At 53.2% G+C, this 15,858-nt stretch carries 12 protein-coding genes; 6 read left to right on the forward strand and 6 right to left on the reverse strand.

All coding sequences use genetic code 11. The features are described 5' to 3' along the window. Positions 1–77 precede the first annotated feature (77 nt). The gene (locus tag GZZ87_RS09100) at positions 78–3,068 is read left to right on the forward strand and encodes a hypothetical protein (RefSeq protein ID WP_162026934.1); all 2,991 of its coding nucleotides are present in this window, start codon (positions 78–80) and stop codon (positions 3,066–3,068) included. A 25-nt stretch (positions 3,069–3,093) separates the two neighbouring features. On the opposite strand, the gene lpxD is transcribed toward GZZ87_RS09100, so the two are convergent. Then, positions 3,094–4,122: a UDP-3-O-(3-hydroxymyristoyl)glucosamine N-acyltransferase gene (gene lpxD, locus GZZ87_RS09105; protein WP_162026933.1), complete on the reverse strand. Its 1,029-nt coding sequence runs from the start codon at positions 4,120–4,122 to the stop codon at positions 3,094–3,096. 103 nt (positions 4,123–4,225) lie between these two features. Then, the gene (sppA, locus tag GZZ87_RS09110) at positions 4,226–6,037 is read right to left on the reverse strand and encodes a signal peptide peptidase SppA (protein ID WP_162026932.1); all 1,812 of its coding nucleotides are present in this window, start codon (positions 6,035–6,037) and stop codon (positions 4,226–4,228) included. A gap of 174 nt (positions 6,038–6,211) precedes the next feature. On the opposite strand from sppA, the gene GZZ87_RS09115 reads away from it, so the two are divergent. Beyond that, positions 6,212–6,628: a hypothetical protein gene (locus tag GZZ87_RS09115; protein WP_162026931.1), complete on the forward strand. Its 417-nt coding sequence runs from the start codon at positions 6,212–6,214 to the stop codon at positions 6,626–6,628. A gap of 39 nt (positions 6,629–6,667) precedes the next feature. Here GZZ87_RS09115 and GZZ87_RS09120 read toward each other — a convergent pair whose 3' ends face one another. From GZZ87_RS09120 to GZZ87_RS09140, 4 genes are all read right to left on the reverse strand, one after another. After that, a complete protein-coding gene (locus GZZ87_RS09120; protein WP_162026930.1) occupies positions 6,668–7,864 on the reverse strand; it encodes an ISL3 family transposase in 1,197 nt (398 codons plus the stop codon). Between the two features lie 221 nt (positions 7,865–8,085). After that, positions 8,086–8,619, reverse strand: coding sequence for a hypothetical protein (locus tag GZZ87_RS09125; protein WP_162026929.1), 534 nt, complete (start codon positions 8,617–8,619; stop codon positions 8,086–8,088). Between the two features lie 33 nt (positions 8,620–8,652). Then, a complete protein-coding gene (locus tag GZZ87_RS09130; RefSeq protein ID WP_348534042.1) occupies positions 8,653–9,909 on the reverse strand; it encodes an NAD(P)-dependent oxidoreductase in 1,257 nt (418 codons plus the stop codon). A gap of 462 nt (positions 9,910–10,371) precedes the next feature. After that, positions 10,372–11,577 carry a molybdopterin molybdotransferase MoeA gene (locus GZZ87_RS09140; RefSeq protein ID WP_162026928.1) on the reverse strand — a complete coding sequence of 402 codons (1,206 nt, stop codon included), beginning with the start codon at positions 11,575–11,577 and terminating at the stop codon, positions 10,372–10,374. 507 nt (positions 11,578–12,084) lie between these two features. Here GZZ87_RS09140 and GZZ87_RS09145 point away from each other — a divergent pair. Genes GZZ87_RS09145 through GZZ87_RS09160 form a run of 4 tightly spaced genes read left to right on the forward strand, consistent with a single transcriptional unit; the run spans position 12,085 to position 15,793 of the window. Further along, entirely contained in the window at positions 12,085–13,284 is a 1,200-nt protein-coding gene (locus GZZ87_RS09145; RefSeq protein ID WP_162026927.1) for a RimK family alpha-L-glutamate ligase, read from the forward strand. Then, on the forward strand, positions 13,281–14,357 hold the full coding sequence (locus GZZ87_RS09150; protein WP_162026926.1) for a succinylglutamate desuccinylase/aspartoacylase family protein: 1,077 nt from the start codon (positions 13,281–13,283) through the stop codon (positions 14,355–14,357). Before GZZ87_RS09145 ends, GZZ87_RS09150 begins: the two co-directional genes overlap by 4 nt. Then, complete coding sequence (locus GZZ87_RS09155; RefSeq protein WP_162026925.1) at positions 14,354–14,794, forward strand: RimK/LysX family protein; 441 nt, start codon at positions 14,354–14,356, stop codon at positions 14,792–14,794. The genes GZZ87_RS09150 and GZZ87_RS09155 overlap by 4 nt, the downstream gene beginning before the upstream one ends. A gap of 18 nt (positions 14,795–14,812) precedes the next feature. Continuing rightward, positions 14,813–15,793: a zinc transporter ZntB gene (locus GZZ87_RS09160; protein ID WP_162026924.1), complete on the forward strand. Its 981-nt coding sequence runs from the start codon at positions 14,813–14,815 to the stop codon at positions 15,791–15,793. Positions 15,794–15,858 lie beyond the last annotated feature (65 nt).

Here is a 15,858-nt window from a genome sequence, read left to right on the forward strand (position 1 = left end):
ATGTGAAATTTGCGCTGAGGAACCTTGCTTGCGAACGGTTTACTCATAGCTTACTCAAATTCCTTCCCTTTTTGTATATGAAAACCTTATTTCGAATCGTTGCTGTCCTGTTTGTTCTCCTCTTGGTCGCCCTTGTTGGTGGGTATTTTACGCTGACAAATGCGGGCTTCCAGAAAAGCTTGGTTGAAGGAAAGTTGCCTGCAGGCAGTTCGATCGAGGCCATCCACGTGACGACGAGCAAGGTGACGCTCTCTGGCCTCGTGCTGATGCTGGAAGATGGCACGCGCGTGCAGGTTGGTGCCGTGGATACCGCATTTGAGCCACTGGCTGCGGTGTTTGATCAGACGATCAAGATGGGCGTGCTGACCGTCGAGGGCTTGCGTGTGGATTTGCCCACCGTGACTGCGCCGACACCTTCTGGTGGTGTCGCGACATCGACCGGTTCGCATGAACCGAAGGTAGATTCCGCACCAGCGCCACCTGCGCCTGCAGCCGAGGAAGCTGCGATGAATCCGATGGACGCGTTAGCAGCGATGGGTGATTTTGAATGGTTGCTCGATATCGATGGGATCGCCTTGGAGGGCGTGATTCATGATGGAAAGGGATCGAAGTATATTGTGCGTGTCGATGCGCCAGCAATTCGACCTGGGGAAGCTTCACAGATCGATGCGTCGCTGCAATTGTTGGCAGATCAGCCGCTGGCGTCGGGATTAAAGGTGTTCGATTCGACTGCAGCACTTAGTTTTAAGCAGAAAATCGGCGGAGGGTTCGAGTCGCTGCGCTTCGAGTCGAATACGTCAGGCAAAGATGCGAGCGGTAGTCAGTTGGTCTCAGTGAAACAAGAACTGGATCTAGAGGTGGATGATGCAGCGGGCGTCGCGACTGCTTCAGTGACTTTTGATGCCGACCTGCCGAAGCCGCAGGTGTTGATGCCCGAGTTGGCAACGCTGGGCGCACTGAAAGTGACTGGCCATACGGTGGCATCGACTAATGGTGAGACGATGACGGTGAGTGCCGCTGATCTCATCGCTTCGGCTGCGGGCGCAGAGCTGGTCTCTTTGGATTTGAAGCATCCTATGACTTTTGGTGGCAAATCACAGGAGTTTTCCGGTGACTTGCTGGGTGTGACAATTACCGCGCTACAATTGGAGTGGCTGAACCCATGGCTGGATGGCTTGCAGATTCAGTCGCAGGCGCCAGTATCGCTTTCCCTCTCAGTTGCGGGGGCGGCCGATGGCGCGTTTTCTGTGACCTTTGCGGAGCCGATTACCTTGGGGCCGCTGACGGTGACGGATTCTGGTGCGCCCTTGGTGCAGAATCTGGTGGTGATCGTAGCACCGAAGTTTGAGTTGAGTGCCGATCAAATGCTTACATATTCGTTGAACTCGTTGAGTGTGGCGGATCAATACGGTTCGTTTATTCAAGGCAGCTCCAGCGGGGTGATTCAGTTGGATGCACCGCGTGACGCGGCGAATCCATTTGCGGGCGTGCAATCGCAGACTGCGTTGCAAATTGGCCTGCAGGAACTCTTTCAACTGCCAGTGCTGGCCAGCAGTGCTTCGATCGTGAGCGGTCGTATGGGGCTTGATTTGGACGTTGATGCGTCCTCTGATGAGCCGTTGTATCTGAAGGCGAACATTAGCCAGCTACGTGCACGCAGTATGCCCGCAATGACACGGGATTATGCGATTTCGTTGGCGTTGGTGCCGACATCGAACGTTGGAGAGTGGCGCGTCGGTGCGAATCTGATGGCAGGCTCTGTGAGTCGGCCATCAACAGACCTCCAGCTCAAGTCTGTGGTGAACCCGAGTCGCGAGCCGATCACTTTTGATGCCGAAGTCTCGAGTGAGCGCGTGACGCAGGAAGATCTTACAATTTTGGCCGCGGCCTTTACGCCGAGAGAGCAAACCGTGGCGCTTGACCCGCCAAGCCGTCCGGGGGATGTGCGAACAGTGCAACAGAAGCCACAAGCGCCTCGTGGTGTTACAGTCGTGGACACGGCGCCTGTGCCTCCGGCGTGGGCGATGTTGGATGGGCGTGCGTCCGTCAGCATCAATGAGTTCCGCTTAGAGGCAGGTCAGATTATTGAAGCGATTGTATTAAAGGCGGTGGTTTCTGAGCCGAAGCTGTCGGTCGATCCGATCTCGGCGAAGATTGGTGATGGCGAATTGAAAGGGAGTAGCAGCGTGCTGTATGCGTCCTCGCAGTTGAAGCCATACACGCTCACCTCAGATATTCGTTTTGAAGCGGTTGATCCTGCATTTTTTGTGGAGAAGCATCATAAGGCTCCGCCGGTTCAGGGGGAATTTGACGGTGCGTTTGAGTTGAGTGGTGTTGGAGAATCGCTGGACGCTGCAGTGGAAGGGTCCGTGGCAAAGCTGAAGATTACTGGAAAGAAGGGCGTCTTGACCGCTTTTGAGATGGATGACCGGCAGCAGCTCGGCCTAGGGCTTGCGGGTCTATTGGGGCAGAGCTTTGATCGTCCAGGCATCGCGGCACTTTCGAATACGATTCCGTATTTTAAGGATATTCCTTTTGATCACTTCGTATTCGAGCTCACGCGTGGGGCAGACAAACAGGTATTGATTCCACAGCTGCGTTTGACTGGAGAGAGTGTCCTGATTGATGCGACTGGTTCGGTCGGGCCGAGTGAACTCGGCGAGGTGATGGATCAGCCGTTGGATTTAACTTTAGTGCTCGGAGCGAAAGGGCGTCTGACAGAATATTTGGAGACCTTGGATTTATTGCAGCCCACCACGGCTGAAGACGGTTTTCGACGTTGGAACGAACCGGTTCACATCACCGGTAGTTTGGCTGACCCCGACACGGGTGAGTTGATGGATATTTTAAATGAAGCGGGGAAGGGCGCATTCTCAAATTCTAGTAAAGATCGGGAGAAAGCGAAGGCAAAGGCTGCAGCTGAGAGTGATCCTACAAATTCACTGCCAGCAGAGCTCGCACCTAAGACCGACGGAACGACTGAAGAGCCGCAGAAGAAATCGGAAAAAGAGCAGCGCCGTGATGATTTAGAGAATCTGGGGAAGGATCTATTGAAGTCCTTCTTCTGAGGCCGCTTACCGGTATCGGCGGTCTTTAGTCCAATCGTGCTTGCAGGGCCGCAACTTGCTTCTGTAACTCGCGCAGTTGTAGTTGTATATCTGGCAAGCGCTGGACGCCGACCCATTGGCGCTTGGCTTGCGTGTGTTTTACTGCGGGAAAGCCGAGCACGGTTTCTTTGTCGGCAATGTCACGCATCACCCCGGACTTGCTGCCGATGGTGACTTGATTGCCGATATTTAAATGACCTGCCACGCCGGACTGTGAGGCGATGACGCAGTAGTCGCCAAAAGTGGTGCTGCCGGCGAAGCCTGTTTGCCCGAGGATTAGACAGTTGTCACCAAAGGTGACATTGTGTGCGATGTGCACCAAGTTGTCGATTTTTGTGCCCGATCCGATGGTCGTGGAGCCGAGCGCGGCACGGTCGATCGAGGTGTTAGAGCCGATTTCGACATCGTTGCCGATCACCACGTTGCCGATCTGCGGCATCTTGACGTGGCGGCCTTGATCAAAGACATAGCCGTAACCGTCTGCGCCGATCACGGTGCTGGCGTGGATGGTGGTGCGGTCGCCAATCACGGTGTGTGAGTAAAGGACGACGTTCGGGTGCAAGCGCACATTGCTGCCGAGTTGGCAGTCGTGGGCGATGTGGTTGCCGCCGAGTAGGACTGTTCCGGCACCGATGCTGACATTCTCGCCGATGACACAGCCCGGGCCGATGTGGGCGCTTGGATCAATTGTGGCGCTGTCGGCGACTGTCGCGCTCGCATCGATGCCTGCGCTAAATGTCTCGGGTGGATAGAGCAGTTGCAGCGCATACGCCGCGGCAATACGTGGGTTGGCCACTCGGATCAGGACTTTCGAGGTCGAGGAGCAATCGCCTGCGACCAGCACGGCCGAAGCATTACTGGCATCAGCTGCGGCGAAATAGCTGTCTTTTTCCGCGAAAGTCAGGTCACCAGCGACGGCGCGATCGGCTGTAGCGAAGCCCGTGAGCTCAAGAGAACCGTCGCCGATAACTTCACCGTTTAAATATTTTGCGAGTGCTGCGGCTGTAATTGTCATACTTAACCTTCTAGTTGAGAAATGGTCAGTGCTTACCAGAACGGGTGCGCCAGCCTGATGCACCTACATGCAGAGTTGTAGGGTCTGTCAATGTTTCTAGGCATTACAGGCCTTCGAGCCCGTAGGGCATTCTGGTGTAAACGCTGCGCGGATCATTGAGACCGCGTAGTTGACTGGTCAGTTCGTCGGCTTGTGCGGCGATTTTACTGAGTGGGCTGGATACTTTCGCGACGGGAGGGGCGCCTGCTTCTTCGAGCATCATTGCTAGGGTCTCTCCAAAGTTCGAAGGTGCGGGCACTTGCTCGATCATGTAGGATTCTAAGTTGCTCTTGGCAGCGGCGTCGTTGATGGCGGCATTTAATCCGCCCATGCTATCGACCAGTGCGAGATTCTGCGCGCTGACGCCACTCCAGACCCGGCCTTGTGCGAGTTCACGCACTTTGGCGATTTCGAGCTCACGGCCTTCAGCGACTTTATCAATAAAGGCATCGTATATCTCGTCGGTGAATTGTTGGATCAGCGCCATTTCGTCCTCAGTGCGCGGGCGACTTGCCGTATAAATATCGGCGAATGGGGATGTTTTGACGCCGTCGAAGCTGACGGCGAAGTTGGCTGCAGCCTCTTCGATGTTAAACACCATGCCAAAGACCCCGATTGATCCTGTGATCGTATAGGGCTGTGCGTAGATGCTGTCGGCATAGGCGGAAATCCAGTAACCACCGCTGGCGGCATAGCTGCCCATCGATACGATCAGCGGTTTTTGCTCCGCAAGTAAGCGGGTTTCACGTTGAATGATTTCGGAGGCCACAGCGCTGCCGCCAGGGCTATTGACGCGCAGCACGACTGCTTTGACATCCTTGTCTTTACGTAGGCGGCGCAACTCCTCGGCGAGCCAATCTCCGCCTATGAAGCCAGGGAATTTGCCTCCGTCGATGATCTGGCCTTCCGCATAAACGATTGCGATGCGCTCACCGTCTTTCGCTGTTGTATCCGACTCCAAGGTTCTTGCCGCTGAGTAGTCGATCAATCCGATCTGTTGGAAAGTTTCGTCCGAGGCTGCGTAGTGATAGGTGCTGCCGAGGTGGTCGATCAACTCATCTAAATAGCCGACACGATCCACTAAGTTGGCTGCCTGCGCATCGCTTGCGGTGAAAAAGGCGTCGTTGGAGCTGAGCTTTACGATGTCTTGCTTGGTAATGGCTCGCGAGGTGCTGATCTCGGTGAGTAGGGTGCCCCATAGGTCGTTGAGTAGCACGGTCTTTTGCTCGCGGTCGGCATCGCTCATTTTGGTGCGGGTAAACATTTCAACCGCGGATTTGTAAGCGCCAACGCGAGTGGTTTGCACGCCGATGCCATATTTTTCGAGGGCGCTTCCCAGAAAGGCTCCGTTGGCGGCTAAGCCGTTGAGCGAGATCATGCCGAAGGGGTTGACCCAGACCTCATCCGCCACGGAGGCTAAATAGTAGTCCTTTTGAGAGGGGGCGACGACATAGGCATACACTGGTTTGCCAGAAGTTTTAAAAAACTCGATCGCTTGGCGTATTTCAGAGATCGCAGCGAGGCCGGAACCATAGCCGTTCTGTAGTAGGTTGCCGTGTATTAGTAGAGCGGATACGTCGTCATCTGTCTGTGCATATTCGATGGCGTCGATGACTTTTAGTAGATAGGTGACTGGTTGAGGCTGGCCACTCATGGCCTCTTGCACCACAGCTCCGATGTCAGCGATTGGAGGCGCATCCATAATCGTTGTGTTCAGGTCTAGCACTAGCACACTGCCGGACTCGACTTGGACTAATGGTTGTTCGCTGAGCGAAGCAAGTGCGCCAATCAATACGATGAACGCGACGATACTACCGACTGCTAAAATGATGAATGCTGTTAACGAGCCCAGTAGGCTTTGAAAAAATCCCTTCATTATGTATGTATGACGACGCGCGCGGGGCTTAGGCAACATTTGTCTTTGGGAGTTGCGCCGTTGGGGAACAGGCAGGAATGCCTGTATCACTTCGGACATTGCCTCGTTCGTTTGTGCTATTGCTGTTCTGTGTGTATGCTAGAGCTTCTCTAGCCTTTTAACCCACATATCACTATGAAAACAAATCTATCACTGATCGCCCTAATCACGCTCGCTACGATGCTGACCGCATGTGGCAAAAAAGAGCCTGAAGCGCCAGCTCCTATGCCGGCCAAAGAAACTGCCGCGACTGATGCAGTCGTCGCCGAAGCGATGGAAGAAGTCGATGCCATTGTCGAAGCTGCTCAAATTGAAGTGGCCGAAGCGATTGTAGAAGTGACCGAAGAGGTCGAAGAAATGACAGAGGAAGCGGTCGCGATGGCTGAAACTGAGGTGGCCGAAATTCAAGCTGAAGCTGCTGAAGAAATCAGCGAAGTGGTTGAAGAAATGACCGCTGAATTGGGTGAAGGCAACGAAGAGGTCGAAGCGCTGAAAGCAGAAGCGACTAAAGCATTGGGTGATTCGCTCATGCCAAAGGTTCAATTTCCGTAGGTAAACCTGTTCGTTTTAGATCAGTTACAAAAAAAAGGTTCATCGTCGATTACCGGGGAATGCATGCTTAATCTTCAGGAAGAAGTATTTGTGATCTCTGAAGCCATATGCTGTTCGCTTGATGACTTTAATTTTATTGTTAATGCCCTCAAGCACACTGGTATTGAGCGGGTAAAGCGCTGAGGCCAAGATGCCGCGAAGGTAAGGTTTTAACCTTCTAGCAAAGATGAACAATGGCTTCAGGTTCGCTTCTTGGCAGACACGCCACCATTGCCTCCACTGGGCAAAGGCCTCCCAGATCGTGTTGCACCTCCACAGCTCTTTGAGTTGTTCTTTGAGCACATACACTTGAGCCAATGGTGCATTGGTCGACATGAGTTCGCTGAGTTTTATTTGCTGATCATCAGTCAGGTTATTTCGATTCTTCAGCAACAGCCAACGACTGCGCTTCACCGCTCTGCGAGCAGGCTTGTCCTCTCGCAGTTCATTTGCCTGATCTACGCGCACACGATCAATGACCTCTCGACCATATTTAGCGACAACATGAAAGAGGTCATACACAACTTCGGCGTTCGGGCAGTGCTGCTTTACCTCCAGATCGTAGGCTGTGTTCTGATCCATCGCGACCGCTTTGATATTTACGCAATACTCACCGAGTTGCTCAAAGAAGGGTCTGATCGCCGCTCGGGTTCGGCCCACGCCAATCCAAAGGACTTGTCGCGTATCTGCGTCTGCGATGACCGAAGCGTAATTATGTCCTTTGCGCAGGGCGAACTCGTCCATAACTAGGCGCTTCACATTGCTCCAGTCCACAGGCGGGACTTCGCGGCGCAAGCGCTTGTAATCAATGCGCTTTACCGTGTGCCACGCTAAACCATGACGGTTGGCTACGTGCTTGATCGGCTGATCTCGGCAGAGCTCTTCCACATGAGCAACCAGGCGATCCGTTAAACGACTATGCCTTGAGAGCCAGTCTATCTGCTCAGTCCTGGTTCCGCAGGCCTTACAGCGCACTCGCCGCACTGAAACCTCGAGACTCAGGCGATAATCCAGTAAGTCACGATCTCGCAAACGACGATTTGATTGATCGTGGATCTGCGTGCAACGCTCTCCACAGCCTCCACAACGTGGATCATCCAGCGCTTCCAAAGTGAAGAGCAAATGTTTAGCTGAGAGATGGCGAATCTCGCCGAGAGTATAGCCTTTCCAAAATAAGGAACAGAGAACAGATTCCATGATGAAGCGGGGTTGGGGTGAATTGATGCTGTGTCGAAACTACATCTATAAACCTTGGCTCCGCTTCTTTGCACTCCTTTCCCGGTAATCGACGATGAACCAAAAAAAAGGGTGACCTCCGTTTGGAAGTCACCCTTTTTGCTGAAGGTCGTAGGTGGCTTTCTTTAGGTGGCCACCCGCTTGGAGGAAATGTGATCAATACCCTTGTCGGTCGATCACTACTACTTGACTGGCAGTAGGTTCGACTGGATCTTCTGCAGGAGCGACTTCTGGCCGCTGGTGAGGCTTGCTGCTTCCTTCAGTTGGCTTAGATAATTATTGGCACCTTTAGTGTCGTTGTTTTTCAGAGAATTGGTGGCTTTGCTGACTAGGTCTGATAAGCCAGAGTCTTTAAAGTCAAAGTTGCGCTCGAGCACCACCGCAGAGAGTGGATTTTTCACGTCGTTCCAAGTTTGCAGCTGTGCAGGCGTCAGACCCGCGTCTTTGATTTGATCGTAATAATCAAAGGCTCCCAAATAATCTTCGGCGTTGAAGCTCTTGAGTAGTCCCTTTGCTGCGCTGGTTGCTTGCTCGTTGCCACTGAACGATTTGAGCATATCTGAGCTCATTTTCAGCAGATCGGTGCTGCTAGTGTCGCTACCACTGATCGCATCGGTGGCTTTGTCGGTGAATTTACTCAGATCGAGCGCGTGTGTGGCAGTTACGGTCAATGCGCTGAGTGCGCAGAATGAGAGGGTGCGTAGTATGTTTTTCATCGTTTTAGGTTGAGTGAGTATGGATCGAGGCGTCTATTTTTTCTTAGAGGCTTTCGGTTTCTTTGAAGACTTTGATTTCTGTTTTGATTTTTTTGAAGAGGTCTTTGCAGCTTTCGCCTTTTTTTGCGACTGTTTCGTTGGCTTTGGACTTCTCCCTGGAAAGGTCAGTTCGGCGACCGCGGACTTATCGAGTTCACCTAATCCGGCAGCTTTGAGCAGTTCGTATTGTGCCTTGGTCGCTTTGGCGAGCGGGAGCTTCAGCTTTTTTGTTTTGGCTAGTTCGAGGGCAATTCCGGAATCTTTGGCGGCATGTGCTGCGGAGAAATAACATTCGTGGTCGCGGTTCAGCATGTCGGCGGCATCGGTTTCGAGCACTCGGCTGTTCGCGCCCGTTTGAGCAAACACTTTACAGAGCATCTTTAAGTCGAGCCCCAGTGCTTCACCCAGCCCAAGGCCTTCGGCTAAGGCTGCGGTATTGATGTTCATCACCATGTTGACCAGTGCTTTGACCTTGGAGGCACTGCCGCTTTCACCGACGTAGGTGAGGTCTTGGCTTAGAGCATTCAGGAGTGGTTTGGCCTTGTTAAAGACGACGGCTTGTCCGCCGATCATAAGGTAGAGTGTGCCAGAGCGTGCCTGTGGGATGGAGGAGGCCATGCAACCTTCGAGTGTGCTGGCACCGACTGCCGCGGCTTTTGCCTCGATGTCGACATGCACCTGCGGGCTGAGCGTCGCGCAGTTGATAAACAGTGTGCCAGCGGCTCCTTGTAGTAGGCTGTCTTTCTTGCTGCGGTAAATTCGTTGCATCGCGGCATCATCGGTTACGACGGTGATGACGATGTCGGACGCGGCAGTGACGGCACTGAGCTTTTTGACTGCATTGGAACTGAGCTCGTCGGCAAGTGTTGCAGCGGCATCTGAATTGATGTCGTAGAGGGCGCTAATCGTGTAGCCGCACGCGTGTAGGTGGCGCGCCATGTTCGCGCCCATGCGGCCTACGCCGACGAAGCCGACTGTCGGTTTCGGGGCTGCGACCTTCCGTTTGACTGCGACTTTCTTCACCGCGCGCTTGATGGTGACTTTCTTAGTAGGCACTTTTTTCGCTGCCGTTTTCTTCACCGCGCGCTTGGTGGTGGCCTTCTTGGTAGGCGTCTTCTTCGCTGCGGTTTTTTTGACGGCACGCTTTGTCGTCGCTTTTTGGGTGACACGTTTAGTGATTACTTTCTTCGCTGCACGTTTGGTAGTGGCTTTCTTTGCTGGGGCTTTGGTGGCAGTGCGTTTGATTTGCATGATGGTCTATTCGTGGTGGTTCACCCGTATTATGGGGGCAAGGTATTATAGTGGGAAAAACCGTATCGGCTTTTAGCACTTTTTCAAGGCGTTGGGCATAGATTTAGTGGAGAGGCTTTGCTTTAGAATATTACAGCCGCGAATCAAGAATTGTGAATTTTCACTCACCCCATTCGGGAGGGACGAGCTCCGCCTCGTCTTGCGTCGTGCTAGTGCAGAGGATCTGTGCTTTGGCTCGGTGCTGAGGCTCGGCGGACGGCGCGGAGGCCATCCCTCCCACTGTGTGTTGTGATTTCGGGAGGGACGAGCTCCGCCTCGTCTTGCGGTGAGCTGGTGCAGAGGATCTGTGCTTTGGCTCGGTGCTTAGGTTCGGCGGACGGCGCGGAGGCCATCCCTCCCAAAGTAACCCGCACATCTAGCAGATTCGCAGCGCTTTCTACTAATTAGGCTTCCCTTGAGATATTACAGCCAAGGATGGAATTCGAAGGTCTCGCCAATCGCGTAGGTCTTGGTTTCGGACGGCGGGAGCTCGATGTAGCCGTCGCTTTGTAGGATACGGACGAGGTCGCCAGAGTTTTGTGCGGGAGTGCTGTGGGCGGTATTATTGGTGCCTAGTTTGATTGGTAGAAAGACGGTGATGTCGTCGCGGGCTTTGACGGGCTCAGCGAGTTGCACCGTGCGTCTGGTGGCATCAGTAGGTGCACCCATTGCCTGCTTGATCGCTGGTATTACGTAGTGGTGTAGTGCGACGAGTGTGGAGAGCGGATTGCCTGGTAGGGTGAATACGGCGCAGTGGCCGTTGCTCCAATAGCCAAAGGGCTTGCCTGGTTTTTGCAGCACGCCGTGGAAATGGTTTTGTAGTCCTAATTCGTCCAGAGTTGATGGGATGTAATCCTTTTTGCCCATTGAGATGCCGCCGCTAACAATGAGAAAGGTGTTTTGCTCAATCAATTCGGCCAGCTTGGTTTTAGAGATCGCGGCATCGTCGGGCAGGTGCGTGCGGTTTTGCGCGCTGAGTTGTGCGTTGGTCAATGCGGTCTCGATGGAGAGGTCGTTGGAGCGGCGGATTTGATGCGCCTGCGGTGTATTTGCGACATCGACGAGCTCGTCGCCTGTGCTGACGATGGCGATCGTTGGCATTTTCGTGACTAGTAGCTGCGCGCTACCACAGGTTGCGGCGATGGCGATTTCACGGCTGCCGATCACTGTGTTGGGTGAGAGTAGCACTTTGCCCACCGGGTGGTCGCTGCCGAGTGGATGAATGCAGTTGCCCGATACGTGGTCGGATGCGTTCAGCAGGCGAATCGTTTGCTCGTCGATTCGTTCGGTGACTTCGTAGGGCACCACGCAGTCCGCGTCGGCGGGCACGACGGCGCCGGTCATTATTTCAGCGCAGACGTTTTGTGTTGTGCCCAGTTCGACCGGAGGCGCTCCAGCTGGGGCTTGAGCGACGATGGTAAAGGTATCGCTCTGTGTGGCGTCGGCTGCACGGATGGCATAACCGTCCATCATGGAGCGATCAAACGGGGGGAGCGGGCGGTCGGCGGTGACTGCTTCACGTAAAATACGCCCAGCGCATTTATCCAATGGGCAGCTGATGGCGGGGATGGAGGGTAGGTGCGCGTCGATGTGTTGGCGCGCAGCGGATGGGCTGATCAGTGCTTTCATAGATGGGTGTCGGGGTGTGACTAGAGAGGCTCTTGGCAGCCGAATCAAGCTTGGCATTCGTAAGAGACTGAATTGGGGGCTGAATGCCGAAAACTACTCACGCGCCTCATCATGTGTGAAAAGTGCCGTGGCTCATGCGGATCTGTTTAATGTGCTGGTTGCCTGGGGAGGGACGGCCTCTGCGCCGTCTGCCGAGCCTTAGCACAGAACGAAAGCACTCAATGTATGCGCCAGCACAACGCAAGACGAGGCGGAGACATCAGCGCTCCCGAATGTCTTATGATTTAGCAATGGATATATACTCTGTAGGCACCCGTGAGGGGCGGAAGCGTTATAGAACGATGTGTGCTTGTGGCCTTTGCGCGGTCTTCGCGAGCAAAGCCCCTACGCTGGAGTCGCGACATACCTCGAAGGCACCTTTTACAAATTAGAATGCACCAAAATATATATTAATGAAGTGCGTATATTTAGCTTTCATTCTTAAAAATAAAGGATGCTATTAGCACGATGAATCTATCTATTCTCTCTTGTGCCCCGAAATGTTATTCCACTCTAAGACTGATCGAGGCTGCTAAGCAGCGAGGTCACAAAGTGAAGGTGCTGGATACCACGCGTCTGTCTCTGGAGTTGGCGCATGGTGAGCCAGATTTATATTATAAGGGGGCGCCGATTGATACACCAGATGCGATCTTGCCACGTATTGGCACTTCGTTGACACGCTACGGCACGGCTGTGGTGCGCCAATTCGAGCAGATGGACGTTTATACGCCAAATACTTCGGCGGGCATTAGTAATTCGCGCGATAAGTTGCGCAGTCTCCAAATTCTTTCGCGCCACGATGTCGGCATCCCATTGACGGGTTACGTTAATGATAAGCGTGATGTGTCAGATGCGTTGGAACGTGTCGGCGGTGCGCCAGTGATCATTAAACTACTTGAAGGCACGCAAGGTGTCGGGGTGATTCTCGCCGATAAGCCAGAGATTGCGAAGGCGATTATTGAGACCTTGCACAGCACCGATCAGCAAGTGTTGCTACAGAAATTCGTGGCCGAAAGTAAAGGTAAGGATGTGCGTGCCTTTGTGATTGGTGATCGTGTAGTGGCTGCGATTCGTCGCACTGCGCAGGGGCAAGAATTTCGTAGTAATGTGCACCGCGGCGGCAAGGCCGAGGCGATTGATCTCGATCCGGCATATGCAGAAGCGGCAGTGCGTGCTGCGCAGATCATGGGGCTGCATGTGTGTGGGGTCGATATGCTGGAAGGCGCAACGGGGCCGCAGATCATGGAAGTGAATTCATCACCGGGATTCGAAGGGATCGAGGGCGCGACTGGCCTAGATATCGCAGGCGCCGTAGTGGACTACATTGCGGATCAAGTGAAATTTCCAGACATTGATATTCGTCAACGTTTGACGGTGAGCCGTGGTTACGGTGTGGCTGATATTCTGATTCCAGAGGGTAGTTCTTTGGTCGGTAAGACGATTGAAGAGACTGGATTACGTGAGCAAGATGTGGTCGTGCTGACGCTGCGTCGTGGTAGTTCTGTGATTTCGAATCCGAAAGGGAGCCGTGTGCTCGAAGCGGATGATTCGTTGCTCTGTTATGGGCGCTCTGCGCATATGAAGGGCTTGATTCCCGATCAGCCGAAGAAGCGTCGTAAGCTCAAACCATTGCCGACAACATCAGTGACCGAAGGTAATACCATATGAGCCGCGATGTAAGCGTTTGGGGGACTAAAACAATCGCTCTCGGTGAGCGGAAGCGATTGCAGATCCAGGTCGGTAAGAGTTTTAGTGGCTCTAATATCAATTTGCCGTTGATGGTGTGGCGTGCGCCTGAGCCTGGTCCCGTATTGGGGATTACGGCTGCGTTGCATGGCGACGAGATCAATGGCACAGGTGCGATTCGCGGGCTGATTCAAGAGCCGCCGTTTGAATTAAAACGGGGGACGTTGATTTTGGTGCCTGTGCTGAACATTATGGGCTTTGAGCGGCATAGTCGCTACATGCCGGATCGTCGCGATTTGAATCGCTGCTTCCCTGGGAGTGCCAAGGGGAGTTTAAGTGGGCGCTTAGGTCGCTTGATTTTTGACGAAGTGGTGAGCCGCTGCGACTATTTGGTCGATTTACATACAGCAGCGGTGCGTCGCACGAATTTTCCCAATGTGCGCGCGGATTGTAATAATCCAGATTGCGAGCGCTTGGCGAAGTCGTTTGGCTGCGAGGTGGTGGTGAATGGAACTGGACCTGATGGTTCATTGCGTAAGACTTCGGTCGAAGCAGGGGTTCCCACCATTGTGGTCGAGGCGGGTGAAGTGTGGAAAGTGGAGCCTGCGGTGCAGGATCTAACGATGCGCGGAATTTTGAATGTATTGACAGAGCTAAAGATGATCGAAAGTGCCGCCTATGAGGCACCGCCGCATCAGATCGTGGTCGAAGAGACGCGTTGGGTGCGTTCGGAGACTGGAGGCTTTCTCCATTTTCACGTAGCTCCAGGCGAGGCGGTTGTTAAGGATCAAGCTGTGGCGAGTAGCACGAGTTTGTTAGGCAAAGAGAATGAGGTGATTCGTAGTCCGCATGATGGAATCGTGATGGGCATGACGACCATGCCTGCCGTTGGTCCGGGAGATCCTGTGGTGCATATCGCATTGCATGCGACGAAACGATCGCAGCGTAATATTGAAGCGAGTATTGATGGCCTAGAAGAAGGCACCATTGAGACTGATATTCGGTCACAATTGGCGACGAATATTACCGTCAGTGATTTGGAGGAAGATGTATGAAGGACTTAACAATTATTGGTTGGCGCGAGTGGGTCGAGTTACCTGAGTGGGGCATGCGTATCCGCGCAAAGGCTGATACTGGCGCAAAAAGCAGTGCAATCGATTGCGCTGAGATCGTTGAACTCCCGGACGAGCGCGTTCGGTTCACCGTGCGTCTGTCTCGAAACAAAGATCGTCTTGTCACCTTGGAAGCTCCGATCAAATTACGTAAGCGTGTGCGCAGTAGCACAGGACAGGGGCATGACCGTATTTTTGTGGAGACGACGCTTCGTCTCGGTGAGTCTGAGCAAACGATTCTGGTAAACCTGGTGTGCCGCAAGAATATGATCCATCGCATGTTGCTCGGTCGTGAGACATTGGGCGGTGCGTTTCTTGTTGATTCTTCAGTCGACCACTGGGCGACACCGAAGAAACCGGGTGCCTCTCGTATTAAGTGACATGTAACTGAAATTAACATGACCGACAACAATTCCTGCATCCTACATGCCTGTCAGATCGAGGCGAATACTAGCACTGATTTGACTGTTGAGGGGGTGTCTGCCAGTCTTGCTGATGAGAATTCGCTGACGTGGGTGCACCTCGATGTGACTGCTGAGGGGTGTCGCGACTGGTTGGAGCGAGAAGTCAGTTATCTGGATCCTATTTTGATCAACGCGCTGACTGCTGATGAGACACGTCCACGTCTTTTGGAAATGGAGAAGGGCGTGCTGTTGATCCTGCGTGGCATTAACCTAAATGATAATGCTGAACCTGAGGATATGATCTCGATTCGTCTGTGGATTGATGGCTCTCGAATCATCAGCCTGAGGAGGCGTCGGTTAAAGGCGGTTCTAGACATTCGAGAGCGTTTGTCTGTTGGTCGCGGTCCGAATAGTTCAGGGGAATTTGTCACGATGCTGACCGGTCGACTCTTTGAACGCATGGAGCAGACTTTTTCTGACTTGGATGATCGCTTGGATCTTCTAGAGGAAGAGGTGATCGATTCGCCGACGAGCGATAAACGGCAGTGCATTGCTGAAATTCGCAAGGAGGCCATCTTGTTTCGTCGCTACATCGCCCCGCAAAAGGATGTGATTACGCATCTACGTGGCTGCGAACAGACGTGGTTGAAGCTCATTGATAAGCGCCGCCTACAAGAGTCGCTGGATCATGTGACTCGTTATATTGAAGATTTGGATGTGATTCGAGAGCGTGCGCAAGTCGTTAAGGATGAACTCGTCAATGCGTTGTCGGATCGAATGAATCGGAACATGTATATGTTGTCCGTGATTGCTGCGATATTTATGCCGCTGGGGTTCTTGACCGGATTGCTTGGGATTAATGTCGGTGGTATTCCAGGCTCAGAGAACGGCAGTGCCTTTTACATCTTCTGCGGAATCTTAGGACTGATCATTGGGCTACAGGTCGTATTTTTTAAGAAGCTCAAGTGGTTTTAACCTGAGTTCTGTCTCTCCGTTGGTTGACGGGAATTGTAACCGCGGTGAGCCGGTATCGCTGAATT

It is taken from the genome of Lentimonas sp. CC4, assembly GCF_902728235.1.
GTDB lineage: Bacteria > Verrucomicrobiota > Verrucomicrobiia > Opitutales > Coraliomargaritaceae > Lentimonas.

What these genes read in the sequence shown, in the direction of transcription:
- GZZ87_RS09100 (WP_162026934.1), top strand. Translation starts at nt 78, where the DNA reads ATGAAAACCTTATTTCGAATCGTTGCTGTCCTGTTTGTTCTCCTCTTG.
- lpxD (WP_162026933.1), bottom strand. Translation starts at nt 4,122, where the DNA reads ATGACAATTACAGCCGCAGCACTCGCAAAATATTTAAACGGTGAAGTT.
- sppA (WP_162026932.1), bottom strand. Translation starts at nt 6,037, where the DNA reads ATGAAGGGATTTTTTCAAAGCCTACTGGGCTCGTTAACAGCATTCATC.
- GZZ87_RS09115 (WP_162026931.1), top strand. Translation starts at nt 6,212, where the DNA reads ATGAAAACAAATCTATCACTGATCGCCCTAATCACGCTCGCTACGATG.
- GZZ87_RS09120 (WP_162026930.1), bottom strand. Translation starts at nt 7,864, where the DNA reads ATGGAATCTGTTCTCTGTTCCTTATTTTGGAAAGGCTATACTCTCGGC.
- GZZ87_RS09125 (WP_162026929.1), bottom strand. Translation starts at nt 8,619, where the DNA reads ATGAAAAACATACTACGCACCCTCTCATTCTGCGCACTCAGCGCATTG.
- GZZ87_RS09130 (WP_348534042.1), bottom strand. Translation starts at nt 9,909, where the DNA reads ATGCAAATCAAACGCACTGCCACCAAAGCCCCAGCAAAGAAAGCCACT.
- GZZ87_RS09140 (WP_162026928.1), bottom strand. Translation starts at nt 11,577, where the DNA reads ATGAAAGCACTGATCAGCCCATCCGCTGCGCGCCAACACATCGACGCG.
- GZZ87_RS09145 (WP_162026927.1), top strand. Translation starts at nt 12,085, where the DNA reads ATGAATCTATCTATTCTCTCTTGTGCCCCGAAATGTTATTCCACTCTA.
- GZZ87_RS09150 (WP_162026926.1), top strand. Translation starts at nt 13,281, where the DNA reads ATGAGCCGCGATGTAAGCGTTTGGGGGACTAAAACAATCGCTCTCGGT.
- GZZ87_RS09155 (WP_162026925.1), top strand. Translation starts at nt 14,354, where the DNA reads ATGAAGGACTTAACAATTATTGGTTGGCGCGAGTGGGTCGAGTTACCT.
- GZZ87_RS09160 (WP_162026924.1), top strand. Translation starts at nt 14,813, where the DNA reads ATGACCGACAACAATTCCTGCATCCTACATGCCTGTCAGATCGAGGCG.